At 66.0% G+C, this 25,569-nt stretch carries 20 protein-coding genes; 15 read left to right on the plus strand and 5 right to left on the minus strand.

The window, feature by feature from the left end:
• Window positions 1–27 precede the first annotated feature (27 nt).
• Together GPICK_RS04010 and GPICK_RS04015 are read left to right on the plus strand one after the other, a co-directional pair.
• Window positions 28–1,452: a C13 family peptidase gene (locus tag GPICK_RS04010; RefSeq protein WP_144400037.1), complete on the plus strand. Its 1,425-nt coding sequence runs from the start codon at window positions 28–30 to the stop codon at window positions 1,450–1,452.
• A gap of 46 nt (window positions 1,453–1,498) precedes the next feature.
• The gene (locus tag GPICK_RS04015) at window positions 1,499–2,059 is read left to right on the plus strand and encodes a nitroreductase family protein (protein WP_039740709.1); all 561 of its coding nucleotides are present in this window, start codon (window positions 1,499–1,501) and stop codon (window positions 2,057–2,059) included.
• Window positions 2,060–2,152: 93 nt separating this feature from the next.
• Here GPICK_RS04015 and hcp read toward each other — a convergent pair whose 3' ends face one another.
• Window positions 2,153–3,802, minus strand: a complete 1,650-nt coding sequence (gene hcp, locus GPICK_RS04020; RefSeq protein WP_039740710.1) for a hydroxylamine reductase — start codon at window positions 3,800–3,802, stop codon at window positions 2,153–2,155.
• A 315-nt stretch (window positions 3,803–4,117) separates the two neighbouring features.
• On the opposite strand from hcp, the gene GPICK_RS04025 reads away from it, so the two are divergent.
• From GPICK_RS04025 to GPICK_RS17740, 11 genes are all read left to right on the plus strand, one after another.
• Window positions 4,118–4,795, plus strand: coding sequence for a DUF3793 family protein (locus tag GPICK_RS04025; protein ID WP_039740712.1), 678 nt, complete (start codon window positions 4,118–4,120; stop codon window positions 4,793–4,795).
• A gap of 31 nt (window positions 4,796–4,826) precedes the next feature.
• Window positions 4,827–5,135 (plus strand): DUF2325 domain-containing protein, encoded by a 309-nt coding sequence (locus GPICK_RS04030; protein ID WP_039740714.1) that lies wholly within the window; start codon window positions 4,827–4,829, stop codon window positions 5,133–5,135.
• Between the two features lie 86 nt (window positions 5,136–5,221).
• Window positions 5,222–5,476, plus strand: coding sequence for a FeoA family protein (locus GPICK_RS04035; RefSeq protein WP_039740716.1), 255 nt, complete (start codon window positions 5,222–5,224; stop codon window positions 5,474–5,476).
• A 4-nt stretch (window positions 5,477–5,480) separates the two neighbouring features.
• Window positions 5,481–5,708, plus strand: coding sequence for a FeoA family protein (locus tag GPICK_RS04040; protein ID WP_039740718.1), 228 nt, complete (start codon window positions 5,481–5,483; stop codon window positions 5,706–5,708).
• Window positions 5,705–7,951, plus strand: a complete 2,247-nt coding sequence (gene feoB / locus GPICK_RS04045) for a ferrous iron transport protein B (protein WP_039740720.1) — start codon at window positions 5,705–5,707, stop codon at window positions 7,949–7,951. The genes GPICK_RS04040 and feoB overlap by 4 nt, the downstream gene beginning before the upstream one ends.
• 4 nt (window positions 7,952–7,955) lie before the next feature.
• Entirely contained in the window at window positions 7,956–8,114 is a 159-nt protein-coding gene (locus tag GPICK_RS16835; RefSeq protein ID WP_084201334.1) for a FeoB-associated Cys-rich membrane protein, read from the plus strand.
• Window positions 8,115–8,200: 86 nt separating this feature from the next.
• Entirely contained in the window at window positions 8,201–8,788 is a 588-nt protein-coding gene (locus GPICK_RS04050; RefSeq protein ID WP_039740722.1) for a class I SAM-dependent methyltransferase, read from the plus strand.
• Entirely contained in the window at window positions 8,785–9,567 is a 783-nt protein-coding gene (locus tag GPICK_RS04055) for a helix-turn-helix domain-containing protein (protein ID WP_039740724.1), read from the plus strand. Before GPICK_RS04050 ends, GPICK_RS04055 begins: the two co-directional genes overlap by 4 nt.
• Window positions 9,568–9,897: 330 nt before the next feature.
• A complete protein-coding gene (locus tag GPICK_RS04060) occupies window positions 9,898–11,988 on the plus strand; it encodes a multicopper oxidase family protein (RefSeq protein ID WP_039740726.1) in 2,091 nt (696 codons plus the stop codon).
• 160 nt (window positions 11,989–12,148) lie between these two features.
• Window positions 12,149–13,237 carry an AsmA family protein gene (locus tag GPICK_RS17735; protein WP_236685642.1) on the plus strand — a complete coding sequence of 363 codons (1,089 nt, stop codon included), beginning with the start codon at window positions 12,149–12,151 and terminating at the stop codon, window positions 13,235–13,237.
• Window positions 13,234–15,720, plus strand: a complete 2,487-nt coding sequence (locus GPICK_RS17740) for a DUF748 domain-containing protein (RefSeq protein ID WP_269078671.1) — start codon at window positions 13,234–13,236, stop codon at window positions 15,718–15,720. The genes GPICK_RS17735 and GPICK_RS17740 overlap by 4 nt, the downstream gene beginning before the upstream one ends.
• A gap of 89 nt (window positions 15,721–15,809) precedes the next feature.
• On the opposite strand, the gene hpnH is transcribed toward GPICK_RS17740, so the two are convergent.
• From hpnH to shc, 4 genes are all read right to left on the minus strand, one after another.
• Complete coding sequence (hpnH, locus tag GPICK_RS04070; RefSeq protein WP_039740728.1) at window positions 15,810–16,808, minus strand: adenosyl-hopene transferase HpnH; 999 nt, start codon at window positions 16,806–16,808, stop codon at window positions 15,810–15,812.
• Window positions 16,809–16,910: 102 nt separating this feature from the next.
• Entirely contained in the window at window positions 16,911–18,818 is a 1,908-nt protein-coding gene (gene dxs, locus GPICK_RS04075) for a 1-deoxy-D-xylulose-5-phosphate synthase (protein ID WP_039740730.1), read from the minus strand.
• Window positions 18,819–18,857: 39 nt separating this feature from the next.
• On the minus strand, window positions 18,858–19,868 hold the full coding sequence (gene hpnA / locus GPICK_RS04080) for a hopanoid-associated sugar epimerase (protein ID WP_039740733.1): 1,011 nt from the start codon (window positions 19,866–19,868) through the stop codon (window positions 18,858–18,860).
• Window positions 19,869–19,965: 97 nt separating this feature from the next.
• Window positions 19,966–22,005 (minus strand): squalene--hopene cyclase, encoded by a 2,040-nt coding sequence (gene shc, locus GPICK_RS04085; RefSeq protein ID WP_039740734.1) that lies wholly within the window; start codon window positions 22,003–22,005, stop codon window positions 19,966–19,968.
• 269 nt (window positions 22,006–22,274) lie between these two features.
• On the opposite strand from shc, the gene GPICK_RS04090 reads away from it, so the two are divergent.
• Both GPICK_RS04090 and GPICK_RS04095 read left to right on the plus strand, forming a co-directional pair.
• On the plus strand, window positions 22,275–24,968 hold the full coding sequence (locus GPICK_RS04090) for an MMPL family transporter (protein WP_039740735.1): 2,694 nt from the start codon (window positions 22,275–22,277) through the stop codon (window positions 24,966–24,968).
• Window positions 24,965–25,540, plus strand: a complete 576-nt coding sequence (locus GPICK_RS04095; RefSeq protein WP_039740736.1) for a tRNA (mnm(5)s(2)U34)-methyltransferase — start codon at window positions 24,965–24,967, stop codon at window positions 25,538–25,540. Before GPICK_RS04090 ends, GPICK_RS04095 begins: the two co-directional genes overlap by 4 nt.
• Window positions 25,541–25,569: the final 29 nt, after the last annotated feature.

Consider the following 25,569-nt stretch of genomic DNA (forward strand, 5'->3'; position numbering starts at 1 on the left):
GACTTCCGCCGCAACATCCACTGCGGGGTGCGACTCGCCCTGTTCCGTCCGGTGGCGGCAGCGGAGCTCCGCTCGTCCCCCGGGCAGCTGGCGGCCCTCGCCGCCGCCGATCTGGCGGTCACCTTCCTGTCGGATGTGGCCGAGGCGGGGCTCGACGGAACCTTCAACCCCACCGCGGTTCCCCAGGCACTCTTCTTCCTGCCGGTTTTCCTCCTGCTCGGCTTCTTCCTGGCCCGGCTTGCCCGCCAGGGTGAACTGCTCGCCACCGTCCCGGCGGCCCTGGTGAGCCTCGGCCTGCCGCTGGGGCTTCTCAACGGACTCGTCACCGGTGCGGCGTACAACGGCTGGCTCGGTTCCGACCCCGACACCGTCCTTTCGATCCATTCCCCGCTTCTCCTTGGCTGGTGGGTCCTGGCCGAGATGGTGGCCGCGGTGCGGCTCACCGGGGGAAGCCGCGCCAGGAGATGGGGGGCGTCGACCCTGACGCTGGCGGTGGCGCTCCTCTCTCTCTTCTGCCTCTCTTCCCGGGGGATGTGGGAGCCCCGGGCCACCGACGACACGGCGGGGGAGGAGAACGTCGCCACCGAGGAGCTCATTTACGGCGAGCCGGCCCTCCTCGACCGGAAACTGGCGGCGCTTCTGCCGGGGCGTCCCGGCATCCCGGACCTTTATTTCGTCGGTTTCGCCGGCGACGGCAGCCAGGATGTCTTCATGAAAGAGTTGGAGACCATCGTGCCGCTCTTCGCGCGCCGCTTCGACACCGCCGGCCGCTCCGTCGCCCTCGTCAACAACCCCCGGACCGTCCGCACCGCTCCCCTCGCCACCGTCACCAGCCTCGACCGGACCCTGAAGCGGATCGGCGCCGTCATGAACCGGGACGAAGACGTCCTCTTCCTCTATCTGACCTCCCACGGCTCCTCCGATCACCGGCTCGCGGTGGGCCTCGACCCCCTCTCCCTCGATGACCTCGATCCCTTGAGGCTCCGCCGGATGCTGGACGAGGCGGGGATCCGGTGGCGGGTGATCGTCGTCTCCGCCTGCTACTCCGGCGGTTTCATCGCCCCCCTCCGGGATGACCGGACCCTCATCCTGACCGCCTCCGATGCCGCGAGCGAATCGTTCGGCTGCAGCAACGACGCCGACTTCACCTGGTTCGGCAGGGCGTTCTTCGCCGAGGAGCTGCGGCGTACCCACTCTTTCATCGCCGCCTTCGAGAAGGCCCGCGCCACCATCGAACGGCGGGAGCGGGAGGAGAAGGAGACTCCCTCCCATCCCCAGATCTTCGTCGGCGCGGAGATCCGTCCGCTCCTGGACCGGCTGGCGGCGCGGCTCGACCGCCTCCCTTCCGCGGCGATGGCTCCTTCCTCCCCGCAGCGGCGGCGGAAAACGATCCTCAACCACTCCGACGACCGGGCCGGCGCCGCCGGCGCACCCGGGCGATGGCACAACTGACGTCCGCTCGGGACGTCCACATCCCGCAGAGAAAGGAAGCCACTTCATGGAGACACTGGAAGCAATCAAGACGAGGAGAAGCGTTCGCAAGTTCTCGGACCGGCCGGTGGAGCCGGAGAAGCTCCGGGTGGTGCTGGAGGCGGCGCGCCTGGCCCCTTCGTGGGCCAACATGCAGTGCTGGCGGTTCGTGGTGGTGGAGGATCCGGCAACCAGGGTGCGGATCAGTGAGCTCTCCTACGTGGAGGCGTACTTCGCGACCCGGGGGTACAAGTTCAACCCGGCCCAGAAGGCCCTGGCCGAAGCGCCGGTGGTGATCGTCGCCTGCGGCGAGCCGACCATGTCGGGGGAGGTGCGGGGACAGGAGTACTATCTGACCGATGTGGGGATCGCGGCCCAGAACCTGATGCTCGCCGCCCACGACCAGGGGCTCGGGAGCGTCTTCGTCGGCGTCTTCGACGAGGAGCAGCTGGGGGAGCTGCTCGGCATCCCGGCGGAGCTTCGGATCGTGGGGCTCTTCCCCCTCGGCTATCCGCTGGAGGCGGGGAAGGGGGGGCCGCCGCGCAAGCCGCTGGAGGAGATCGTCCACTACGGGACGTATCAGGTATAGCCCCGACGCCGGACGACGGCGGCTGGCAACGAGAAAGGAAAAAGGCGCGGAGATCGCTCTCCGCGCCTTTTTTGTGCCCCGTGGGAAGGGGGGTTACTGCCCCAGGGCCGCCTTGAGGTCGGCTTCCACCGTGGTGATGGGGCCGAGGTTGAAGTTCTCCACCAGGAAGTTGAGAACGTTGGGGGTGACGAAGGCCGGCAGGCCCGGGCCGATCTTGATGTTCTTGATCCCGAGGTGCAGCAGCGACAGGAGGATGACCACCGCCTTCTGCTCGTACCAGGAGAGGATCATGGAGAGCGGCAGGTCGTTCACGCCGCAGTTGAAGGCGTTGGCCAGGGCCAGGGCGATCTGGAGGGCCGAGTAGGCGTCGTTGCACTGGCCGATGTCCAGGAGCCGCGGGATGCCGCCGATGTCGCCGAACTCCAGCTTGTTGAAGCGGTACTTGCCGCAGGCCAGGGTGAGGATGACGCAATCGTTCGGGACCTTCTCGGCCAGCTCGGTGTAGTAGTTGCGTCCCGGCTTGGCGCCGTCGCAGCCGCCGATGAGGAAGAAGTGCTTGATGGCGCCTGCCTTCACCCCTTCGATCACCTTGTCGGCCACGCCGAGGACGGCGTTGTGGCCGAAGCCGGTGAGGATCTCCTTCTCCGGGGCGTCGGGGAGGTCAGGGCACTCGAGGGCCTTGTTGATGACCTCGGAGAAGTCCCAGCCGGCAACGTGCTTGATGCCGGGCCACCCCACCTGCCCCCAGGAAAAGAGGCGGTCCTTGTAGGTCTCGGCCGGGCGCTGGATGCAGTTGGTGTTGAAGATGATGGCGCCGGGGAAGAGAGGGAACTCCTTCGCCTGGTCCTGCCACGCGCCGCCGAAGTTGCCGTAGAGGTGTGCGTACTTCTTGAGGCCGGGATAGCCGTGGGCCGGGAGCATCTCGCCGTGGGTGTAGACGTCGATCCCTTTGCCGGCGGTCTGCTTGAGGAGCTCTTCCAGCATCCGCAGATCGTGGCCCGAGACGAGGATCCCCTTGTTCCTGCGGGTGCCGGTGGGGACCTTGGTCGGTACCGGGTGGCCGTAGTGGTCCACGTGCCCCTCGTTCAGCATCCCCATGACAGTGATGTTCAGCTTGCCGCACTCCATGGAGAGGCCGACGAAGTCCATGAGCCCCTTGGCGGGATCGGCGGTGGCGGCCATCGCCTTGTGGAAGAAGGCGAAGACCTCGTCGTTCTTCTTGCCGAGGATGTAGGCATGGTCGGCGTAGGCGGCCATCCCCTTGAGGCCGTAGATGAGGATCTCGATGGCGGAGCGGATGTCGGCGTCGGTGTGGTGGGTGTTGATGCCGTGCTCCTGTCCCTGCTTCACGAGCCCTTCGAGGTCGCCGGCGATGACCCAGCCAGCGGGGCCGGCGGTAATGGCCGGTGCGTGGCCGCCGTTCTTCTCACGGTAGGCGGTCTCGTAGAGGGATTTGGCCTTCTCCTTCATGTCGAAGCAGGTGCGGAGCTTGCCGGCGAGGCTCACCGGGTCGAAGTCGACGTTGGTGACGGTGGTGAAGAGCCCCTCGATCATGAAGAGATCGATGGACTCGTCCTTCACACCCAGTTCACGGGCCTTGTCGGCGTAGATGGCAAGCCCCTTGAGGCCGAAGAGCATCAGATCCTGCAGCGCGGCGACCTCGGGGTTCTTGCCGCACACCCCCATGATTTCGCAACCGACGCCCTTGGCGGCCTGCTCGCACTGGTTACAGAACATTCCCATCGTTGTTTCCTCCTTTTGCTGTTGTGAGTGGTTTCCCCTGGAGTAGAAGGTCCTACAACTATAGCTTCTTTCCGCTGGGTTGCAATCGTTTCTGTAGTAGTGAATACCCCAGGGAAGGGGGATTATCTTTGACGTGGGTCAAGATTTGCCAGTTCGGCGGGGGGATAATCGAAATCCCGGCTGAACCGGGGAGCGAGCGGGATCACGCGGTCGACTCTCCGCAGAGAAGCAGTGATATGTTAAAAAACGCTTGACGGCTCGTTTCGTTCTCTGTTAAATGAAATGGAATTTCAAAATCGTTATCAGGGGAGAGCCATGGATGAGGTGAAGTCGGTGAGGCAGGAGGGGGGCAGGCGTTCGGCGTGGCACGATCTGGCGGTGCGGTTCGATGACCCGCGGGAGTGTCTGGCTTCGTTCCTGGCGCTGGAGGCGGCCGAGGTCCTCGCCGGCGAGAAGCCGGCGAACCTGATCGGCATCGCCAACCGTCCCCGCCCCTGTGGCCGCAATCTCTACACGCTCTGGAAGCAGTGGGGGGCGTCGGTGCTGCCGGAGAGCGGCCTTGCCGTCTGCGAGTTGGCCGACCGGGGGGATTCGCTCCTGCTGCTCATCTACCGTTCCGAGGCGCTGGGAGGTCTGCTGCGGCGCCCCAGCGCCTCCGCCGTCCTGGGGCGGGCGGGATATGCGGACCTGTCGGACCTCGACGCCGTGCTGGGAGAGCTGGCCGCGCGCATCACCGGCGAGGGCTTCCCCCACGAGATCGGCGTCTTCCTCGGCTACCCCCTCAAGGACGTGGCGGCCTTCATGGGGCTGGTCACCATCCCCTTCGCCTGCCAGGGGCCGTGGAAGATCTTCGGTGACCCGCGGGAAAGCCTCCGCCTTGCCGAGATCTTCCGCACCTGCCGGGCGCGGATGGCGGAGCGCCTCGGTAGTTGCGCATCGGCCCTGGAGTGCCTGGTGGGGGGTGAGCGGCCCGTTGCCGCCGCCATACAGTGAAAATGAATATCACGATTGAAAGGGTGAGGTTATGTGCATCGCGGTAATCGGCGGGATGGACCGGCTGGAGCGGCACTATCGGCAGGAAGCGGCCCGGACGGGGGTTGAACTGCGGGTCTTCTCCCAGTCCGAAAACAACATCGCCACGAAGCTGAAGCGCTTCGACGCCCTGGTCATCTTCACCAACAAGGTCTCCCACCGGGTGCGGAACGAGGCGATGAGCGCGGCGAAGCTGAACGGCATTCCGGTCTTCCAGTACCACTCCTGCGGGGTCTGCACCCTTCGGGACTGTCTGAACTGTCTCGCCCTCCCGGCTGACGGCGGGGCGAGAAAGTGGTGAGTGTCAGGCCGGTGGCGAAATGAGCCGTACGGCAGCGGTTCGAGCGGTGCGAATGCGGAGAAAAAGCAAATGAAAGGAGTCCCGAGATGATACCACTCGGACTGTTGAGCCCCGGCGAACGGGGAGAGATCGTGGAGGTGAGGCTCCGCCCGGGGTGCTGCTCCGCCCCGTGCAGCGAGGGGCGGGGAAAAGGGGATGTCCGGGTGGAGGATATGGGGCTCCGGGCCGGGAAGCGTGTGGAGATGCTGAACAACGGCGGCGGCCCGGTCCTCGTGAAGGTGGATGACGCGCGGATCGCGGTGGACCGCGGCATGGCAATGAAAATCATGGTGAGGAGGTAGGACGATGAATCTGGCAAAACTGAAGCCCGGCGAGAAGGGAACGATCACGGCCATCGGGGCCATCGGTCCCCTGAAGCGGCGGCTCATGGATATGGGGGTGCTGGTGGGCGAAGAGGTGAAGGTGGTCAAGGTGGCTCCCCTGGGGGACCCGATCGAGGTGTCGGTCAAGAGCTACCACCTCTCGCTGCGCAAGAAGGAAGCGGAAGGGATTGCCGTGGAGGTGGCGGGATGAGCGGGCAGGCGAAGATCAATGACGCCGCAGGGCAGGTGGAGAGCGGCGACGCGCGGAAGGGCTCCCTCCGGCCGGTGGAGAAGCGGGTCATCACGGTGGCGGTGGCCGGCAACCCCAACGCGGGTAAATCGACCCTCATCAACGCCATCGCCGGCACCAGGCTCCAGGTGGGGAACTGGGCCGGAGTCACGGTGGAGAAGAAGGAGGCCTCCTTCGACTACCAGGGACGGACGATCCGGCTGGTGGATCTTCCCGGCACCTACTCCCTCTCCCCCTATACCCAGGAGGAGATCATCGCCCGGGACTACCTGGTCCACGAGCGCCCCGACCTGATCGTCAACGTGGTGGACGCCACCAACCTGGAGCGCAACCTCTACCTCACCGTGCAGCTCCTGGAGCTGGGGATTCCGGTGGTGATGGCCCTCAACATCTTCGACGAGGCGCAGGCCAAGGGGTATGCCATCGACGTCGCGGGGATCGAGACGTTGCTCGGCATCACCGTGGTCCCCACCTCGGCCACGAAGAAGAGCGGCCTGGACGAGCTGCTCCAGAGCGTCATCGCCACGGCGGACAACCTTCCCGGCCACGCGCCGGCGCTCCTCGGCTACGGCGAGGACGTGGAGGCGGCGGCCGAATTCGTGGCCGGCGCCCTCAAACGGAGCCACCCCCAACTGGGCGAGAAGTACCCCCTGCGCTGGCTGGCGCTGAAGCTCATGGAGGGTGACGGCCACGTGGCGAAGGAGGTGAACATCGGCCCCGACGCTATGCTGGACGAGGCGCTCCATCACCTGCGGCGGGCCCACGGCGAGGATATCGAGTCGCTCATGGCCGATACCCGCTACGGCCTCGCCTCCGGCCTCACCCGCGAGGTGCTCCGCAAGCCCGAGTTGCGGAAGATGGAGCTGACTGAGAAGATCGACCGGATCGTCCTGAACCGCTTCCTCGGCATCCCCATCTTCCTGGCCGCCATGTGGCTCATGTTCAAGCTCACCTTCGACCTCTCCAAGCCGTTCGGCGACTGGATCAGCGACATGGCGGGGGGGCCGTTCAAACACTGGGCGACGGCCCTCCTGGGGCTCGTCGGCGCCCCGGAGTGGACGGTCTCCCTGGCGACCGAGGGGGTCATCTCCGGGGTCGGCTTCGTCCTGGTCTTCGTGCCGGTCATCTTCCTCATGATGTTCTGCATCACTTTCCTCGAGGGGAGCGGCTACATGGCGCGGGCCGCCTTCGTCATGGACCGGGCCATGCACTCCATCGGCCTCCACGGCAAGTCGTTCATCCCGATGCTGCTCGGCTTCGGCTGCAACGTCCCCGGCATCTACGCCACGAGGACCCTGGAGAACCCGCGGGACAAGGCGCTCACCGCCCTCCTCATCCCGCTCATGTCGTGCGGGGCGCGGCTCCCGGTCTACGTCCTCTTCGCCAGCGCGTTCTTCGCCAAGAGCGCCGGAACGGTCATCTGGTCCCTCTACGTCATGGGGATCGCCCTCGCCATCTTCATGGGGCTGGTCTTCAAACGGACCCTCTTCCGGGGCGAGGCCCCCATGTTCATCATGGAGCTCCCCCCCTACCGGATGCCCTCCCTGCGCAGCCTCTGCATCCATACCTGGGAGAAGGGGAAGCACTTCCTGGTCAAGGCCGGCACCTACATCTTCGCGGTCTCCATCTTCGTCTGGTTCCTCCTGAACCTCCCCTGGGGGGTGGAGAACAAGAAGGACTCCTACCTGGGGCAGGCGGGACAGGTGATGGCGCCGGCCCTGGCCCCCCTCGGCTTCGGCACCTGGCAGGCGGCGTCATCCCTCATCACCGGGGTGATCGCCAAGGAGATCGTGGTGGGGACCATGGGGGAGATCTACGCCGCGAAGAAGGAGGACGAGAAAAAGGCGGCTCCTCCCGTTGCCGAGGACCTGAAGGAGATCGGTACCTCATTCGCCAAGGCGGTTCGGGAGTCGGTCGGGAACGTCGTCTCCACCTTCGGCATCTCCAGCCTCTCCGCCGAGGAGAAGGCGGAGCGCGCCCCCCTGAAGGAGACGGTCCGGCAGACCTTTACCCCTCTCACCGCCTACGCCTTCATGGTCTTCGTCCTCCTCTACATGCCGTGCGTGGTGGTGGCCATCGCCATGCGGCAGGAGTTCGGCGGCTGGAAATGGTTCGGGGTGGCCTTCCTCTACCAGTCTGCCCTGGCCTGGAGCATGGCGCTCATCGTCTACCAGGGGGGGAAACTCCTCGGGTTGGGAGGATAAATTCATGGGAATTGTCGATATCATCATCGCTGGTGCCATCCTCGGCTTTGCGGCATGGCTCCTCTACCGCTCTCTCTGGAAGAAAAAGGGGCACTGCCACGGGTGCGACACCGGCTGCTGCGGGAACCCGCAGCAGGGGCGGTCGGAGGAGGGAAAGTGCTGATAGTTTGCCCGTGACGGCTCGGGATTCTCCTGCTACAGTGGCGGGAGGATGAGGTTCCCGGACCGGACGGAGGAGCGGTGAGCGCCATGAACGACGACAGGACGCGGTGGGACCAGCGGTACCTGAGCGAGGAGTGCCTGCTGGGGGAGAAGCCGTCGCGGTTTCTCGCGGAGCGGATCGAGGAGCTGAAGCGCCTCTGCCCCGGCCGCCGCGCCCTGGACATCGCCTGCGGCGAGGGGCGCAACAGCATCTTCCTGGCCCGCCACGGCTTTGCCGCCACCGGCCTCGACATCTCCCCCGTGGCCGTAGAGAAGGCCCGGAACTGGGCCGGGCGGGAGGGGTTCGCCTGCGACTTCCGCCTCGCCGATCTGGAGACGTACGCATTCGACGGGCAGTTCGACCTGATCATCAACTTCAACTTCCTCCTGCGGGAGCTCATCCCGCGGGAGGTGGCGGCCCTCGCCCCCGGCGGGGTGCTGGTTTTCGATACCATCCTTGAGGCGCCGACCGCTCCCGTTCCCCACCGGAAGGAGTTCCTGCTCCAGCGGGGGGAGCTGGAGCGGCTCTTCGCCCCCTTTCCCGGCGCCATCCTCCACTGCGCCGAATTCCCCGACGATGCAACCCCCACCGCCAAGCTGATCTTCCAGAAGAACGCCGGAGAGCAATCCCCATGAGCTCCCCGCCGGTCATCGTCGTGGCCGACGCGGAGCACGCCGGGGGGTATCGTGCCCTGGAACTGGAACGGGCCCCCCTGGAGCTCTGGGCGCCGAACGAGGTCATGGCGCTCATCGCCCACGGCGAACCGGCAGTCGTGCTCCTCGATGCCGGATACGATCCGGGGGCGGGACTCCTGCTCCTCTCCGACATAAAGCGTCTGCGCCCCGAGGTTCCGGTCATCTTTCTCACCGACGTGAGCTCCGAAAACCTGGTCCTCGCTGCCTTCAGGGGAGGGGCCCGCGAGTACTTCAGGAAGCCGATCGGAATTCTGGAGCTTCAGGAGATGGTGGACGAACTGGTGCGGTTCCGGCGCACCGCCTTCGAACGGAGGGTTTCCATGCAGCGCGTAAAGGGGGACGAGCGCAGCATGCCGCTCCACGGGCTCACCTCTGATCTCCCGGCCGGGCTCCAGCGGGCCGTCCGCCACATCCAGAAAAATCTCGCGAAGCCGCTCTACCTTGATGATATCGCCCGCGAAGCGTGTCTCAGCAGGTATCACTTCTGCCGGATGTTCAGAAAACATCTCGGCCTGACCCCCATGAAGTTCATTCTCCATTTGAGGGTGGAGCGCGCCAAGGGGCTCCTGAAGCGATCCGACATGACCGTCACCGTTGTGGCCCACAAAACGGGGTTCAACGATCTCAGCGAATTTTCCCGCCAGTTCAAGCTCTCCACCGGTCTCTCCCCCGTCGCATACCGCAAATCGTGCCGCAGCACTCCTGCCGTCACGAAATAGCTCTTCCCGTTCACCCCACGGAATCTGCCGACGTCGACGTAACTCTTTTGAAATTATTGAACTTTTTTGCGGTATGACATTTTGCTTTGTATTTTGCTTAGATACGAGCAATGAAAAGCAAAATAACTCATAATGTCGGCAAAATTCATTAAGACGGAAGAGCCTTTGTCTGGTTCATTAATAATGACGGTTTCGTGGCTTTTCCTCCTTGGCTCAGACCTTGCCGCATTCGTTCTCCTTGGAGCGGGTAAGGGGGGATTCAAGGGGACTGTCTGCATGGAAATGGTACCGAATGAAGGACCCAGCCCTTTTAATGAAAAGGAGGAATGTATGATCAGCAGACGGAAATTCCTGCAACTCAGTGCTCTGGCCGGGGGGGCGACGCTGCTGCCGCTGCCGGTCAGGTGGCTCGGCCCCCGCAATGCGCACGCCTTCTATCAGAGCGTTGCCCTGAAGAAGTTCGTTCAGCCGTTGCGCGGTGTCGGACCGGGGGGGATCCCGGTGGCGGCGCCCGACCTCTTCTCGGCTCCCGTGACGGGGGCGCTCCATTACACCATCGATATCGGACAGTTTACCGACCAGCTCCATCCAGCCCTCGCTCCGACTACCCTGTGGGGATATAATCCCGCGAGGGGACTCGGCGGCAACGTTACACCGACCCATCTCGGCGGCATCATCGTGGCGCAAAAAGGACAGCCGCTTCAGATCACGTTCCGCAACAACCTTCCGAACAGGCATATCATCCCTCTGGACTCCTCCATCATGGGGGCCGATCCCGCCAGGCAGAACCGCACCACGGTCCATCTCCACGGCGGACTGGTTCCCTGGATCAGTGACGGCGGTCCCTTCACCTGGTGGGACCCGAGCGGCAACCGTGGCCTCAGCTTCCTCAATAATCAGGTTCTGAACCCGAGTGCCGCCCTCAACGAGGCAGAATACTACTACCCCAACAACCAGAGCGCCCGCATGCTCTGGTACCACGACCACGCCTTCGGCATCACGCGGATCAATGCGTACGCCGGGATCGCCTCGGCCTATCTCATCAGGGACGATTTCGAGGGGAGCCTGAGGAACCGGGGACTTCCCGATTTCATCGAGAACGGGGGGCGTGAAATCCCCATCGTCATCCAGGACAAGATCTTCGTCGACGGTGCCACCATCGGTGCCATGGACCCCACCTGGCCCGGGCTCAGGACGACCGGCACCCTCTGGTATCCCCACGTGTACGAGCGGAACCGGTGGAAACTCCAGGGGAACGCGAAGGGGGGGAACCTGATCCCTCCCGACCCCTCGGTGATCCCCGAGATGTTCGGTGACACCATGCTGGCAAACGGGACGGTCTATCCCGAAGCCCCGGTCGAGCCGAGGCGATATCGGCTTCGCATCCTGAACGCCTGCAATGCCCGGTTCCTGAACCTGCAGCTCTATGTCGACGATGGAAGCCTGGACGGCATTACGCTGAATGCCGCCGGCACGCCGGCGAACGCCAAGGGTCCCGACTTCCTCGTCATCGGGACGGAAGGGGGCTTCCTCCCCAAGCCGGTGCTGGTACCGTCCAATGTGCCGTTCAACCCCGCCACGCTTGGAGGAAGCCTCGTCACGGCCCCGGCGGAACGCTTCGATATCATCGTCGACTTCACGGGGTTCGAGGGGAAAAAGATGATCCTGTACAACGACGCCCCCGCGCCGTTCCCGATGGGGGACCCGCGCAACGACTACTTCCCCGGCGCCCCGAAAAACCCGACGATAACCAATCCCGGCTTCGGTCCGAACACCCGGCAGATCATGCGGTTTGCGGTGGCGACGACGGCAACCGTGCCGGCCGATCCGCCGCTGGCCATCACAGTGGCAACCGACCTGACCCCCGGGATCGACCCGTTCCTGGTTCCGCAGGTGCCGGGTCTCCCCCTCCCCCCTCCGCCGGGTGTTACCGTCCGGCAGCTGACCCTCAATGAGACCTTCGACGCCTCCGGCCGGCTGATCCAGATGCTCGGCACGAATGTGCCGCTCGTCAAGGGAACGTTCGGCAGGGGATATATGGACCCTGCGACGGAGAGCCCGCGGGCCGGCACCGTGGAGGTGTGGCAGATCGCCAACCTCACCGGCGACACCCATCCGATCCATTTCCATCTCGTCAACGTCCAGATCCTTTCGCGGCAGCCGTTCCAGGTCCCGAGCTACAACGGCACTCCCAGCTACACCGCCCCGCCCCGCGGCCCCGATGCAACCGAGGTTGGCTGGAAGGATACCGTCCGGATGAATCCGGGGGAGGTGACGACGGTGATCATGAAGTTCGACCTCCCGGCCGTTCCCTTCACAGTGCCAGCGAGTCCGCGGACCGGTGGCCACGAGTATGTGTGGCACTGCCATATCCTGGAGCACGAGGAACATGACATGATGCGGCCGTTGATCGTTACCTGATTCGATTTCGGGTGACTGTGCAAAAAAGGGCTCCGAACGGCGCCCTTTTTTGTTCCTTTTCCCGTTTTCATCTCACGCCGCGTGCCGCGTGCTTTGACTTGCCGCCTCTTTTGGGGGAGAATTAGATTCATGTGATACTTTGCGTGGAGGAACATGAGTCATGCCCATGAAACGTTGGCAGAAAGTCGTCGCAGGATGTGCCGCCGTTCTGGTCCTTGCGGCGGGGTTCGTCGCATTCGCGCTCCCCGGCATCGTCAGGAGCCAGGCAATGCGGAGGGTGGAAGCCGCCACCGGCCGCACGCTCGCCATCGGCGACATTTCGCTCAACCCCTTCACCTGGACGGCGGAGGTGCGGGACGTCCGGCTCACCGAGCGTGACAAGGCGACCCCCTTCGTCTCCTTTTCCAGCGCGCGGGTCGCCGTGAGCCCCGCCTCCATCTTCCGCGGCGCCCCCATCGTCTCCGAGGCCCGGATCCGTTCCCCGTACCTTCACCTGGTGCGGACCGGGGCGAACCGCTACAATTTCTCCGACCTCCTGGAACAGAAGGGGCCGCCGAAGAAGGGGGACGAAAAGCCGGCCCGCTTCTCCCTCAACAACATCACCGTCAGCGGCGGCTCCGTCGACTTCATCGACCAGGGGCTCCCCGCGGAGAAGCGCCACCAGGTGCGGGGAATCGAGATCGCCCTCCCCTTCGTGAGCACCATCCCCCACTATGCCGACCGCTACATCGACCCCCGCTTCCGGGCAGTGGTGAACGGCTCCCCCCTCGCCTTCGACGGCAAGCTGAAGCCGTTCGCCCGGGCGGCGGAATACTCGGTCACCGTCTCCCTGAAGGAGCTGGACATCCCGTTCTACCTCGCCTATCTGCCGGCGAAGCTTCCGGTGCGGGTCACCGCAGGGAAGGGGAGTACGGAGCTGGCGGTCACCTTCCGGACCTCCGCCGAACACCGGCCGGAGCTCTCCGCCCGTGGCTCCGTTTCCCTCTCCGGCCTGCGGGTCGACGATCCGGCGGGGGCTCCCCTGGCGGCGATGGGGCGGCTCGATGCGGCCATCGTCCGGGCCGAGCTCCTCTCCCGGGAATTCTCCCTCTCCGCCGTCACCGTCGATGCGCCGGCGTTCACCCTCTCCCGGGACGCCTCCGGCCGCTGGAACGTGCAACGCCTCGCCGGCGGCGGGCCGGCCCGAAGAAGGAGGAGCCCCCCGCCCCGAAGGGGGAGGCGAAGGGGTGGTTCGAGGTGGCGGCGGTGAAGCTGACCAATGGGCGTCTCGCCGTGGCCGACGCGGTGCCGCCCGGCGGCTTCCGTACCGAGGTGCGGGACATCGCCTTTGCCCTCACCGGCTTCTCCACCCGTCCCGGGAAACGGAGCGCCTACACCCTGGCCCTGGCCTCGGCCCGGGGGGAGAAGGGGAGCGCCGCCGGCGACCTCTCCCTGGCGCCGCTGGCGGCCACCTCCCGGCTGGAGTTCGACGGCATCCCCCTCGACGCTTACTATCCCTACCTTGCCGGGATCCTCACCGCGCCGGTGAAGGGGACCCTCGCCCTCTCCGCCGACCTCGCCCTGGCCGACGGTGCCCTCTCCGCCGAGAAGGGACGCGTGCGGCTGCGGGAGCTCGCGGTCCCCTTCGGCCCGCGGGAGGGGGCGCGCATCGCCCGCCTCGACCTGGAGGGGGGGCGCTACAGCCAGAAGGAGAACGTGGCGGAGGTGGCGACCATCGCCTGCGCCGGCGGCGACATCCGCTTCTCCCGGGACGAAGGGGGAGCCCTTTCGCCGCTGGCCCTGCTGAAGCCGGCCGGCGGCGGGGCGAAGCGGGGAGGGGGAGCCGCCGCGAAATCCGCCGGCGCGCCGCTCCGGTACCGGATCGGCGCCGTCACCGGCAGCGGCCTCGCCGTGACCTTCACCGACCGGAAGATGGTCGGCAATCCCGCCTTCAGCCTGCGCCGGATCGAGTTCGGCCTCAAGAACATCACCGGTCCGAAGATGGCGGCGATGCCGTTTCGCCTGGCCGCCGGCTACGGCGCGGGGGGGAGCATCGGGGGGTCGGGCTCCCTCGTCCCCGACCCCCTTGCCGTCAAGGGGGAGCTGACCCTGCGGCGGATCCCCCTCACCGACTTCGAGGCCTACATCCCGGAAACGGTCACCGTCATCCCGGTGGACGGCTCCCTCGACACCCGCCTGACCTACGCCCTGGCCAAGCGCGGGGAGCGGCTCGGCGGCAGCTTCGCCGGCTCTCTCGGCATCCGCTCGTTCCACTGCCTCGATGCCGAAGGGGACGATCTCCTCAAGTGGGAGAGCCTCCAGATCGACAAGATCTCGGGGGTGGTGGAGCCCTTCGCGCTCCGCATTGGCGAGGTCTCCCTGGCCAAGTTCTATTCGAAGATCGTCATCGACCCGGACGGACGGCTCAACCTCCAGAAGCTGACCACCAGCGACGCTCCCGCCGGTGAAGCGCCGTCATCCCCGCAGCCGGCGGTGGCACCTTCCGGAGCCGCGCCACCCGCGACTCCGCCGCCTGCCGGCCCGCGCCGCCAGGTCGTGGTGGATACCGTCACCTTCCAGGACGGGACCCTCAATTTCACCGACCGGCACCTGAAGAAGGAGTACACCACCACCCTCTACAACGTCGGCGGCCGGGTGAGCGGTCTCTCGTCTGAGGAGAGCCGCTTCGCCGATGTTGACCTGCGGGGGAACCTGGAGAACCTCTCGCCGCTCCAGATCACGGGGAAGATCAACCCGCTGCGCGACAGCCTCTACGCCGACCTCAAGGTGGGGTTCACCGATATCGAGCTCTCCCCCTTCACCCCCTACTCGGGGACCTATGTGGGGTATACCATCGCGCGGGGAAAGGTCTCGTTCGACCTTGCCTACAAGATCGAGAACCGGCAGCTCTCCTCCGAGAACAAGGTCTTCGTCGACCAGCTCACCTTCGGGGACAAGGTGGAGAGCGACAAGGCGACGAACCTCCCGGTGCGGCTCGCCGTGGCGCTCCTCAAGGACCGCAAGGGGGAGATCCACCTGGACCTGCCGGTGACGGGGCGGACCGACGACCCCGAGTTCAGCGTCTGGCGCGTGGTCTGGCAGATCCTGAAGAACCTCCTCGTCAAGGCGGCCACCTCCCCCTTCGCGCTGATGGAGGCGGCCTTCGGCGGCAAGGAGGATTTCAGCGCCATCCGCTTCACCCCCGGTTCGGCCTCCCTGGCACCGGCGGAGCGGGAGAAACTTGCCAAGCTCGCCCAGGCCATCGGCGAGCGGCCGTCGCTCAAGGTCGACATCAAGGGGTACGCCGACCGGGAGCGCGATCCCGAGGGGTACCGTGCCGAGCTCCTGACCCGGAAGATGAAGGCCGAGAGGTTCCTGGAGCTGGTGAAGGAAAAGCGGACCAAACCGGGTGAGACCGCCGAGGGGGTGACCATCGAGCCGGCGGAGCAGTCCCGCCTGCTGAAGGCGGTCTACAAGAAGGAGAAGTTCCCGAAGCCGCGGAACATCCTCGGCCTGGTGAAGGACCTCCCCGACGACGAGATGAGGAAGCTGATCCTCGCCAACACGGTGGCGGGGGAAAAGGAGCTCCGGGGGCTGGCGGACGAACGGGCGGCCACGGTGAAGGGTTTTCTCGTGGAACAGGGGAAGGTGGAGCCGGCCCGCCTCTTCCTGAAGGCGGAAGACATCTTCAAGGTCCCAGCCCGCGAAGGGACGCCGGCGAGCCGGGTGGAGTTCGGCGCGGCGGTGGACTGACCCCCCCTGACGCCGGGCGGGAAATGCAAAAGGGGCGACTGCCGCAGCGGTCGCCCCTTTTCTGTTGCTCAAAACCGGAAAAATGGTTCTTAGCTGAAGTTCCAGATCGCCATTTCGAGAATGTCTTTCCAGCTCTTGCCGATCTCGTTGACCACCGTCGGCTCAAAGCCGCAGTGCATCATGCACTGGGCGCAGCGCTCGTCGCGTCCCACGCCGTACTTGTTCCAGTCGGTCTTCTCCATCATCTCCTTGTAGGTCGGGTAGTGGGCGTCGGTGATGAGGTAGCACGGGGCCTTCCAGCCGAGGGGGTTGCGGGTCGGGTTCCCCCACGGGGTGCACTGGAGCTGCTTCTCCCCTTTCAGGAAGCGGAGGTACATGGGGGTCGACCAGAAGCGGAACCGCTTGCTCATCCGGTAGACCTCGGCAAACTTCTTCTCGATCTCCCGGCGCTGGAGGAAAAGGTCCTCGCCCACCGCCTCGTAGTCGAAGCCGGGTGCCACGAGGATGCCGTCCACGCCGATCTCGGTCAGGAGCGAGAAGAGCATCTCGATCTCCACGAGGTCGGTGTCCTTGAAGATGGTGGTGTTGGTGCAGACCCGGAACCCCTTCGCCTTGGCCTTGCGGATCCCCTCGATGGCGATCTTGAAGGTCCCCTTGCGTTCCAGAAGCCGGTCGTGGGTCTCCTCCAGCCCGTCCATGTGGACGTTGAGGGTGAAGTTGGGGTGGGGGGTGATGTTTTCCAGCGCCTTCTCCAGCAGCAGGCCGTTGGTGCAGAGCTGGATGTGCTTCCCCCGCTCCAGCACCGCGGGGATCAGTTCATAGATGTGGGCGTAGAGGAACGGCTCGCCGCCGGTGATGGTGACGACGGGGGCCGGGCACTCGTCCACCGAGCGGAGGCACTCTTCGAGGGAGAGCATCTGCTGGATGGTGTCGGCATACTCGCGGATGCGGCCGCAGCCGGAGCAGGCGAGGTTGCAGAGGTGGGTCGGCTCCAGCATGAGAACCAGCGGGTATTTTTCATTCTTCTGCATCTTGTTGGAGATGATGTAGCGGGTCAGGTCGTAATTGAGTCGCAGGGGAAAACGCATGAAACGGTACGTCCTTTCATTGATACTTGGTAGGGGCGGATCTGGTGTCCGTCCGGGTATTTCGTAGTTCCGGGGCGCAGACAAGGTCCGCCCTCGAGAGTCCTATTTCACCAGGGAAAGCGCCGGCTTGCCCTGCGCCGCGAGGAACCCTTCCGCGGTGGCGGCGATGCCGGCGGCGTCGAGCCCGAGGTCGGCCCGGAGCCGGGCCTGGGGGCCCTGCTCGATGTAGCGGTCGGGGATGCCGATCCGCTTCACCCGCACTGCCGTCATCCCTTCGTCGGCCAGAAGCTCCAGGACGGCGCTGCCGAAGCCTCCCTGGAGGGCGTTCTCCTCCACGGTGACGATGCAGCCGGTCTGCCGCGCCGCGCCGAGGATCAGGTCGCGGTCCAGGGGCTTCACGAAGCGGGCATTGATGACGGTGGCCCGGATTCCCTTGGCCTCCAGCATCTTCGCCGCTTCCATCGCCGGGTAGACGGTGGCGCCGATGGCGACGAGGGCCAGATCGCTCCCCATGGCCAGGAGTTCCCCCCGGCCGATCTCCAGGCTCTGGAGCTCCCGATCGAGGGGGATTCCCCATCCGGCGCCGCGGGGGTAGCGGAGCGCCACGGGGCGTCCGGCATGGATGGCGGTCTTCAGCATGTGCTGGAGTTCGTTCTCGTCCTTCGGCGCCATGAGGGTCATCTCCGGCAGGTGCCGCAGGTAGGAGAGGTCGAAGACCCCATGGTGGGTCGGTCCGTCGTCCCCCACGAGTCCGGCCCGGTCAAGGGCCATGGTGACGGGAAGCTTCTGGAGGCAGATGTCGTGGAAGACCTGGTCGAAGGCCCGCTGGAGGAAGGAGGAGTAGATGGCCGCCACCGGCCGGAAGCCGTCGGCCGCGAGCCCCGCAGCGAAGGTGAGGCCGTGCTGTTCGGCGATGCCGACGTCGAAGAACCGCTCCGGAAACCGTTTGGCAAAGGGGGTGAGGCCGGTGCCGTCGGGCATGGCGGCGGTGATGGCGACGATCTTCTCGTCTTCCTCGGCCAGCTTCACCAGGGCCTCGCCGAAGACGGCCGTGTAGCTGGCGGCGCCGGGCTTGCCGCCGGAGGTCTTGCCGGTGGCCACGTCGAAGGGGCCGACGCCGTGGAAGATGTCGGGGTTCTGCTCCGCGGGGGTGTACCCCTTCCCCTTGGTGGTCATCACGTGGAGGAGCACCGGCCCCTCGACCCCCTTCAGGTTCTCCATCACCTCGATGAGTTGCGGGAGGTCGTGCCCCGGGATCGGTCCGACGTAGTCGAAGCCGAGGGCCTCGAAGAGCATGCCGGGGGTGAGGAACCCCTTCAGGGAGTTCTCGGCGCGGCGGGCGAAGTGGAGGATATCCTTGCCGATGGCGGGGATGTTCTCCAGCAGCCCCTGCATCTCCTTCTTCAGCTTGCGGAAGTCGCTCCCGGTCATCTTGCGGGAGACGAAGGAGGAGAAGGCGCCGACGTTCCGGGAGATCGACATCTCGTTGTCGTTCAGGATGACGATCAGGTTCTTCTTCAGGTGTCCCGCCTGGTTGAGGGCCTCGAAGGCAATGCCGCCGGTCAGCGACCCGTCGCCGATGACGGCGATCACCTTGTTGTTCCCCCCCTTCAGCTCCCGGGCCACCGCCATGCCGAGCCCCGCCGAGATGGAGGTGGAGGAGTGGCCGGTGTCGAAGGCGTCGTGGGGGGACTCGCTCCGCTTCGGGAAGCCGCTGAGGCCGCCGTACTGGCGCTGGGTGTGGAAGCGGTCGCGCCGGCCGGTGAGGATCTTGTGGGTGTAGGCCTGGTGCCCCACGTCCCAGACGATCCGGTCGGCGGGGGAGTCGAAGCAGTAGTGAAGGGCGATGGAGAGCTCCACCGCCCCCAGGTTCGACGCGAGGTGCCCGCCGGTCTTCGAGACCGTGTCGAGGAGGAACTGGCGCACTTCTGCGGCCAGCGCGGGGAGCTCCTCCCGCGGGATGTTCTTCAGGTCGGTCGGATTGGTGATGGTGTCGAGCAGTCGGGACATGCGCAACTTCCTTTCAGGCGCGGAAAACCGGACGGGCGCTCAGCGTGCATAGCCGTGGGCGCGGAACCATTCCACCGCGCGCCGCAGGGCTTCGGCGGCCGGGCGCCGGGAGAGTCCCAGCTCCTTCACCGCCTTGGAAGAGTCAAAAAACATGAATTTTCTGGCCATCTGCACCCCCGCCAGGGGGATGAGGGGCTCCCGTCCGGTGACTCGCGCCAGCGCCTCGTTCACGTAGGCGGCCATCAGGATCGGGGTGTAGGGGAGGCGGACCTTCGGCGCCGGCAGGCCGGTGATCTCCCCGAGCATGGCGAAGATCTGCCGCAGGGTCAGGTTCTCGTGGCCGAGGATGTACTTCTCGCCGATTTTTCCGTGGCGCGCCGCCAGGAGATGCCCCCGGGCGCAGTCCTCCACGTCGATGATGTTGAGGCCGGTGTCGAGATAGGCCGGCATCTTCCGGTTGAGGAAGTCGACAATGATCTTCCCCGTGGGGGTCGGCTTCACGTCGAGGGGGCCCACCGGCGTCGACGGGTTCACGATGACCAGGGGAAGCCCCCGGGCGAGGAACTTCTCCGCCTCGCGCTCGGCCAGAAACTTGCTCTTCTTGTAGTGCCCCACCATGTCGCCGAAGGCGACGGGGGTCGCCTCGGTGCCGGGGGTGCCGTCGCCGGGGTTGCCGAGGGTGCCGTCGCCGGGGTTGCCGAGGGTGCCGACGCTGCTCGTATAGACCACCCGGGCGGCACCGTGGCGCAGGGCGGCCTCCATGATGGCGCAGGTCCCCTCTACGTTGGCGGCGTACATGGTGGCCGGGGTCCGGGTCCAGAGGCGGTAGTCGGCGGCGGCGTGGTAGACCACCTCGCACCCCTTGACCCCCTTGTCCAGGCTCTCCGGGCGGCAGAGGTCACCTTCGCACACCTCCACGTCGAGGCCGTGGAGGTTGCGCCGGTCGGAACCGGGGCGGGCCAGGACCCGCACGTGGCACCCCTCCTTCAGGAGTTCCCGCACGAGGCTTGCGCCTATGAAACCGGTCGCGCCGGTGACAAAAACCTTCATGGTGGGCCTGCTGTCGTCCTCTCCCAAAAATGGCTGTAGGGGCGGATGTCTGACCCGCCCCTACGGAATCGCCTCCACTGGCCGGCGAGTGTCTCCGTTACGCCTTCTGTCGCTTCTGGCTCCGGTAGCGCCCCAGCGCCATGAGCGGGAAGCAGTTCCGGTAGATATGATACTTGATCATGAAGTATTTGGGGAAGCCGGTTCCGGTGAACTGCTGCTCGTCCCAGGTCCCGTCGGGCTTCTGGGTGTCGATGAGGTACTGGACTCCCCGGGCCACGGCGGGCGATTCGACCTCGCCGGCGGCCAGCAGGGCCAGGAGCGCCCAGCCGGTCTGGGACGCCGTGCTCTCGCCGATGCCGGCCAGGGACGGATCGTCGTAGGAGGCGCAGCTCTCGCCCCAGCCGCCGTCCATGTTCTGGCGCGACTTGAGCCAGTTCACCGCCCGGCGGATGTAGGGCTGGTTCATGTCCTCGCCGAAGGCGTCGAGGCCGCAGAGCACCGACCAGGTGCCGTAGATATAGTTGACCCCCCAGCGGCCCCACCACGGCCCTTCCGGCTCCTGGGCATCCTTCACGAACTGGAGCGCCCGCACCGCCACCTGGTCGTCCTTGGGGTACCCGAAGGTTCCCATCACCTCCAGCATCCGGCCGGTGAGGTCCGCCGTCGGCGGGTCGATGAGGGCTTCGAGATCGGCGAAGGGGATCTTGTTGAGGATGTGCTTGGTGTTGTCCTTGTCGAAGGCGCCCCAGCCTCCGTTCTTGCTCTGCATCCCGAGGCACCAGGCGATCCCCCGCTTGATGGCGGCTTCCTTGGCCTTCTGGTCCTTCACCTTCACGTCCTTGAGCGCCATCATGACGATGCCGGAATCATCCACGTCGGGATACCAGTCGTTGAGGAACTCGAAGGCCCACCCTCCCGGTTCCAGGTCGGGAGCCTTGACCTTCCAGTCGCCGGGCTTGCGCACCTCGCGGTCCAGAAGCCACTGGGCCGCCTTGACCAGGGCCGGGTGGTCGGTGGGGACTTCGGCATCGACCATCGCCATGAGCCCCAGGGCCGTGTCCCAGACGGGGGAGACGCACGACTGGAGGACGAGCTCGTCCTCTCCCTCGATGGCGAAGTTGGCCAGGGCCTGGAGCCCCCGGGCAACGGCAGGATGATCCTTCGCGTAGCCAAGGCAGTGGAGCGCCAGCACCGAGTTGAGCATGGCGGGCTGGATTCCGCCCCAGTCGCCGGTGGGCTCCTGGTGCTCCAGCACCCAGTTCTCCGCCTTGGCCAGGGCCCGCTTCATGCCGGGACGGATCGGGCTCGCCTCGTAGACCTTCAGGACATGGTCGATCCCGATGAAGATGTTCTTCCAGGTCAGGATGCCGTCTTCCTTGGTGAAGGTGTAGTCGGTGGGGCGCGGCGGGCGGACGTAGAGCTCCTGGACCCGCGCCCAGGGGGGGAGCTTGCGGACCGGCCGCTCGGCCATGACGATGGAGAGCGGGATGATGGTGGCCCGGGACCAGCTCGAAAACTCGTACAGGTTGAAGGTGAAGCCGTTGGGGAGGAGCATCATCTCGATCGGCATCGAGGGGACGCCGAGCCAGGAGAACTCGCCAAAGAGGGCGAGGAAGATCTTCGTGAAGACCCGTGCCTTGAGGATCCCCCCCCGTTCCAGGATGAAGGCCCGGGCCTTCTGCATGGCGGGGTGGTCGGCCGGATAGCCGGCGAGCTTCAGGGCGAAGTACGCCTCGATGGTGGTGGAGAGGTCGCCGGGACCGCCGAAGTAGATGCACCAGCACCCCTCCTCGGTCTGCTCGCGGAGGAGGTAGTTGGCCATCTTCCGCTCTTTTTCCTTGTCCATCAGCCCCATGAAACGGAAGAGCATGAGGTACTCGGCGGTGATGGTGGCGTTGGACTCCAGTTCCGCCCACCAGTACCCCTCCGGCAGCTGCTCCCGGAAGAAAAAGTCGCGGCTCCGCTCGATGGCGAGGTCCAGAGGGCTGGTGGCGCCCCCTTCTTTTTTCTTCCAGATGGAGGCCGGCAGGTGGTGAACCTTGGCCCCCGGTTTTTTCTGCGTCTCCTCCCGGGTCTCCCGCGCGGCATCGTTGAACGAGGTGAGCGCGTGCGAAATGGGATGCTTGGAGATTTTCATCTGTGTCCAACTCCTTTGTTGCATGGCACCGAAATCGTGTCGTTTCGCGGCCCCAGCCGATAATTCGGCCACAATAATCTGACTCTTCTATCACAAACTTTTCAAAAAATACACAATTTTCCCCCTTCGGGGCGCGATGTTTTAATGAAAACGCCGAGTTGCGGCGAAGGTGAGGCCGCGTGCCGACGGGCGAAGTAATTGCCTTTTGGGGGTGGGGTGTGCTAGGTTTCGAACGTTTTGACCAGGCAACCACCCAGAAGAGGCAGACCATGAAGACCGTTCACGACACAAGCCGTTTCTCGGGGCTCTTTCGCCTCGTTTCCCGCCATCCCCGGCTCATCCTGGGGGTGTCGCTCCTGCTGGCGGCGCTCTCGGTGCTCTACACGAAGCAGCAGATGCGGTTCCTGACCGGCCGGGACGACCTGATGCCGAAGAATGCGCCGTTCCAGCGGGATTACCGGGCCAACCGGGCCGAGTTCGGCGACCGGGAGGATATCGTCATCGTCATCGAAAGCGACGACGGCGACAAGGCGTCCGCCTTCGGCGAAAAGCTCTCGACCGCCCTGGCGGCCGACACGGGGCGCTTTCGCGACGTCTTCTACCCCAACGGCCTCCCCTTCTTCCGCCAGCACGGACTCCTGCTCCTCCCCCTCGACGAGATCCGGATACTCCGCAGGAACCTCACCCTGGCGAAACCGGTCCTGAAGGAGCTGGCGACGGCACCGTCGGTGCAGACCCTCTTCACCCACCTCACCGGCCGGATGGATGCCTACGTGGCCGGCGGGGCCGCGGCCCCCGGCGGCGCGGAGGAACTGGCGGGGCTCGTCTTCATGCTCGACAAGCTCGGCGCCGGCATCGGCTCCTTCGGTGGCGGGAAAGGTTCCTTCTCCCTGGAGGAGGTCTTCCTCGGCGGCGATTCGGCCATGGCCCGGGCGCAGCGGATGCAGATCGTGACGGTCCTGCCGGTGCGGGACGCGAAGAGCTTCGTCCCGGCCGAGGAGGCGATCCGGGTGGTGCGCGCCGCGGTGGCAAAGCTCAGGGCGCTCCCCGAATTCAAGGGGGTGAAGGTGGGGCTCACCGGGACGCCGGTCCTGGAGCACGAGGAGATGGCCACCAGCGAGCGGGACATCACCCTTGCCACGGTTCTCTCCCTGGCGCTCACCGTGGTGCTCCTGCTGGTCGCCTTCCGCGGGGTCCTGAACGTCGGCGCCGCCATGGTGTCGCTGGTGGTCGCCATCTGCGTCTCCTTCGGCATGGCGACCCTGGTGGTGGGGCACCTGAACATCCTCTCCATGGTCTTTGCCATCATGCTGATCGGGATCGGGATCGAGTACGGGATCCAGGTGGTGCTCCGCTACCAGGAGGAGCTCGGAGTCGGCTCCGGCGAACTGGAGGCGATCGGGACCGGGCTCGACCGCAACCTCTGGGCCATCGTCATGGCCGCCGCCACCACCGCCGCCGCCTTCTTCACCTTCGTCTTCACCGATTTCCGGGGGATCGCCGAGCTCGGCGTCATCGCCGCCATCGGCATCGGGGTCTGCGTTCTCGTCACCTTCACCACCCTGCCCGCGGCGCTCGTGCTGCTGGTCCCCCTGCGGCGGAAGAAGGAAGAGGAGCGGGAGGCCCGGGCGGCGACCGTGCTGCGGCGCTCCCGGCCGGCCGGCCAGCTCGAGGCGTTTCTCTTCGGCCACCCGCGGACGGTGGTGGGGGTGGCCATCGTGCTCTGCGCCGCCTCGGTCTATCCCCTGATCCAGACCCGTTTCGACTACAATCTGATGAACCTCCAGGCCAAGGGGCTGGAGCCGGTGGAGTACGCCTACAAGCTGATGCGGAGCAAGGAGAACTCGGGTTACTTCGCCGAGGTCACCGCCGCTACCCCCGCCGAGGCGAAGGCGCTCACCGCGCGGCTCGAAAAGCTTCCGGCGGTGGACCACGTGGTGAGCCTCCTCACCTTCGTCCCCGACGACCAGGAGGCGAAGCTGAAGGAGCTTGCGGCCCTGCGGGCCGAGCTTGCCGACGTGAAACCGGCCCCCTATGAGGAGGACCTGCGGGTGATGGAGCTCCCGACGGTCTTCGAGAACTTCCGCACCTCGGTGGAGCGGCTCAAGGGGTTCCTGGAGAAGGAGAAGAAGCCCGAGGCGAAGCCGGTGGGGGCCTTCCTCGCCACCCTGGACCGCTTCTTCGCCACCCTGGAAAAGGAGAAGGACAAGAACGCCCTCGGGATGCTCCGCGACTTCCAGGGGGGGATGCTCGCCTCGTTCCCCGAGAAGATCGGCCAGCTCCGGGAGAGCCTTGCCGCCGCCCCGGTGACCGAGGCTGACATCCCCCCGCAACTCCGGGAACGCTTCGTGGGGAAGAGCGGGAAGTACCTCCTCCAGGTAGCGCCCAGGGAGGAGATCTTCGCCCGGGATCCGCTCAAGCGCTTCCTCGACCAGGTGCGGAGCGTCTCCCCCGGCGCCAACGGCGAGCCGGTCATGGTCTACGAGTCGATGACCATCATGCGCGACGCCTATCTGCGGGCTTTCATCTACGCCTTCGCCGCCATTGTGGCGATCCTCTTCATCACCTTCCGCAGCGTCACCTACACCCTGGTGGGGCTCGTGCCGCTGGTGGTGGGGCTCCTCCTCATGGTGGGGGGGATGTGGCTCTGCGGCATCAGCTTCAACTCGGCCAACATCATCGTCATGCCGCTCATCCTCGGGATCGCCGTCGATTCGGGGATCTACATCATCAACCGTTTCCGGCGGGAGGACGGCGACCCCGCCGCGGTGATCATGAGCAGCACCGGCCTCGGGGTCATCTACAATACGCTCACCATCATGGCGAGCTTCGGCGCCCTCATGGTGGCCCACCACCAGGGGGTCTTCTCCATCGGCGCGGTGATGAGCCTTGGAATGGTGGCCTGCCAGGCGGCCTTCGTGCTGGTGCTGCCGGCGGTCCTCTCCCTGGTGGGGAAGAGGTGAAAGGGAAGGGGCTCTTCGGCGCGGTGCCGCTGGCCCATGCGTTCCTGCGGGAGCGGGTGCGGGAGGGGGACCGGGTGGTGGACGCCACCTGCGGCAACGGCCATGACACGGCGTTCCTGGCGGAGCTCGTGGGGGACGCCGGGACGGTCTGGGCCTTCGACATCCAGGAGGGGGCCCTGGCCGCCACCGAGGCGCGCCTCGCCGCCGCCGGATACCGGGGGCGGGCGGAGTTCATCCCCCGGGGGCACGAGCAGCTGGCCGCCGTCGTCTCCGGGCCGGTGCGGGCGGTGGTCTTCAACCTCGGCTACCTTCCCGGGGGAGAGAAAGAGACCGTCACCGCGGCCGCAACGACCCGTGCCGCCCTGGAGCAGGCGGCCGCCCTCCTCCTCCCCGGCGGCATCGTCACCGTGGCGGTCTACACCGGCCACCCCGGCGGGGCGGAAGAGGGGAGGGTGGTGGAGGAGTGGGCCGCCGCGCTCCCCCCCGCGCGGTTCAACGTCTGGCGCTGTCGGCAGCTTAACCGGCCGGAGACGGCCCCCTACCTCGTCGCCGTGGAGCGCGTCCCCGCCTGACCGGCAGCGAGCGTCCCCCGGACCGCCGG

Source organism: Geobacter pickeringii (assembly GCF_000817955.1).
Taxonomy (GTDB): Bacteria; Desulfobacterota; Desulfuromonadia; order Geobacterales; family Geobacteraceae; genus Geobacter; species Geobacter pickeringii.

Excerpts from the sequence above, each read along its gene's own strand:
- shc (WP_039740734.1), bottom strand. The coding sequence starts at position 22,005 with ATGAAAATCTCCAAGCATCCCATTTCGCACGCGCTCACCTCGTTCAAC.
- GPICK_RS04050 (WP_039740722.1), top strand. The coding sequence starts at position 8,201 with ATGAACGACGACAGGACGCGGTGGGACCAGCGGTACCTGAGCGAGGAG.
- GPICK_RS04035 (WP_039740716.1), top strand. The coding sequence starts at position 5,222 with ATGATACCACTCGGACTGTTGAGCCCCGGCGAACGGGGAGAGATCGTG.
- GPICK_RS16835 (WP_084201334.1), top strand. The coding sequence starts at position 7,956 with ATGGGAATTGTCGATATCATCATCGCTGGTGCCATCCTCGGCTTTGCG.
- GPICK_RS04015 (WP_039740709.1), top strand. The coding sequence starts at position 1,499 with ATGGAGACACTGGAAGCAATCAAGACGAGGAGAAGCGTTCGCAAGTTC.
- GPICK_RS04060 (WP_039740726.1), top strand. The coding sequence starts at position 9,898 with ATGATCAGCAGACGGAAATTCCTGCAACTCAGTGCTCTGGCCGGGGGG.
- hpnH (WP_039740728.1), bottom strand. The coding sequence starts at position 16,808 with ATGCGTTTTCCCCTGCGACTCAATTACGACCTGACCCGCTACATCATC.
- GPICK_RS04030 (WP_039740714.1), top strand. The coding sequence starts at position 4,827 with ATGTGCATCGCGGTAATCGGCGGGATGGACCGGCTGGAGCGGCACTAT.
- GPICK_RS04040 (WP_039740718.1), top strand. The coding sequence starts at position 5,481 with ATGAATCTGGCAAAACTGAAGCCCGGCGAGAAGGGAACGATCACGGCC.
- GPICK_RS04025 (WP_039740712.1), top strand. The coding sequence starts at position 4,118 with ATGGATGAGGTGAAGTCGGTGAGGCAGGAGGGGGGCAGGCGTTCGGCG.
- hpnA (WP_039740733.1), bottom strand. The coding sequence starts at position 19,868 with ATGAAGGTTTTTGTCACCGGCGCGACCGGTTTCATAGGCGCAAGCCTC.
- GPICK_RS04090 (WP_039740735.1), top strand. The coding sequence starts at position 22,275 with ATGAAGACCGTTCACGACACAAGCCGTTTCTCGGGGCTCTTTCGCCTC.
- GPICK_RS04055 (WP_039740724.1), top strand. The coding sequence starts at position 8,785 with ATGAGCTCCCCGCCGGTCATCGTCGTGGCCGACGCGGAGCACGCCGGG.
- GPICK_RS17735 (WP_236685642.1), top strand. The coding sequence starts at position 12,149 with ATGCCCATGAAACGTTGGCAGAAAGTCGTCGCAGGATGTGCCGCCGTT.
- feoB (WP_039740720.1), top strand. The coding sequence starts at position 5,705 with ATGAGCGGGCAGGCGAAGATCAATGACGCCGCAGGGCAGGTGGAGAGC.
- dxs (WP_039740730.1), bottom strand. The coding sequence starts at position 18,818 with ATGTCCCGACTGCTCGACACCATCACCAATCCGACCGACCTGAAGAAC.
- hcp (WP_039740710.1), bottom strand. The coding sequence starts at position 3,802 with ATGGGAATGTTCTGTAACCAGTGCGAGCAGGCCGCCAAGGGCGTCGGT.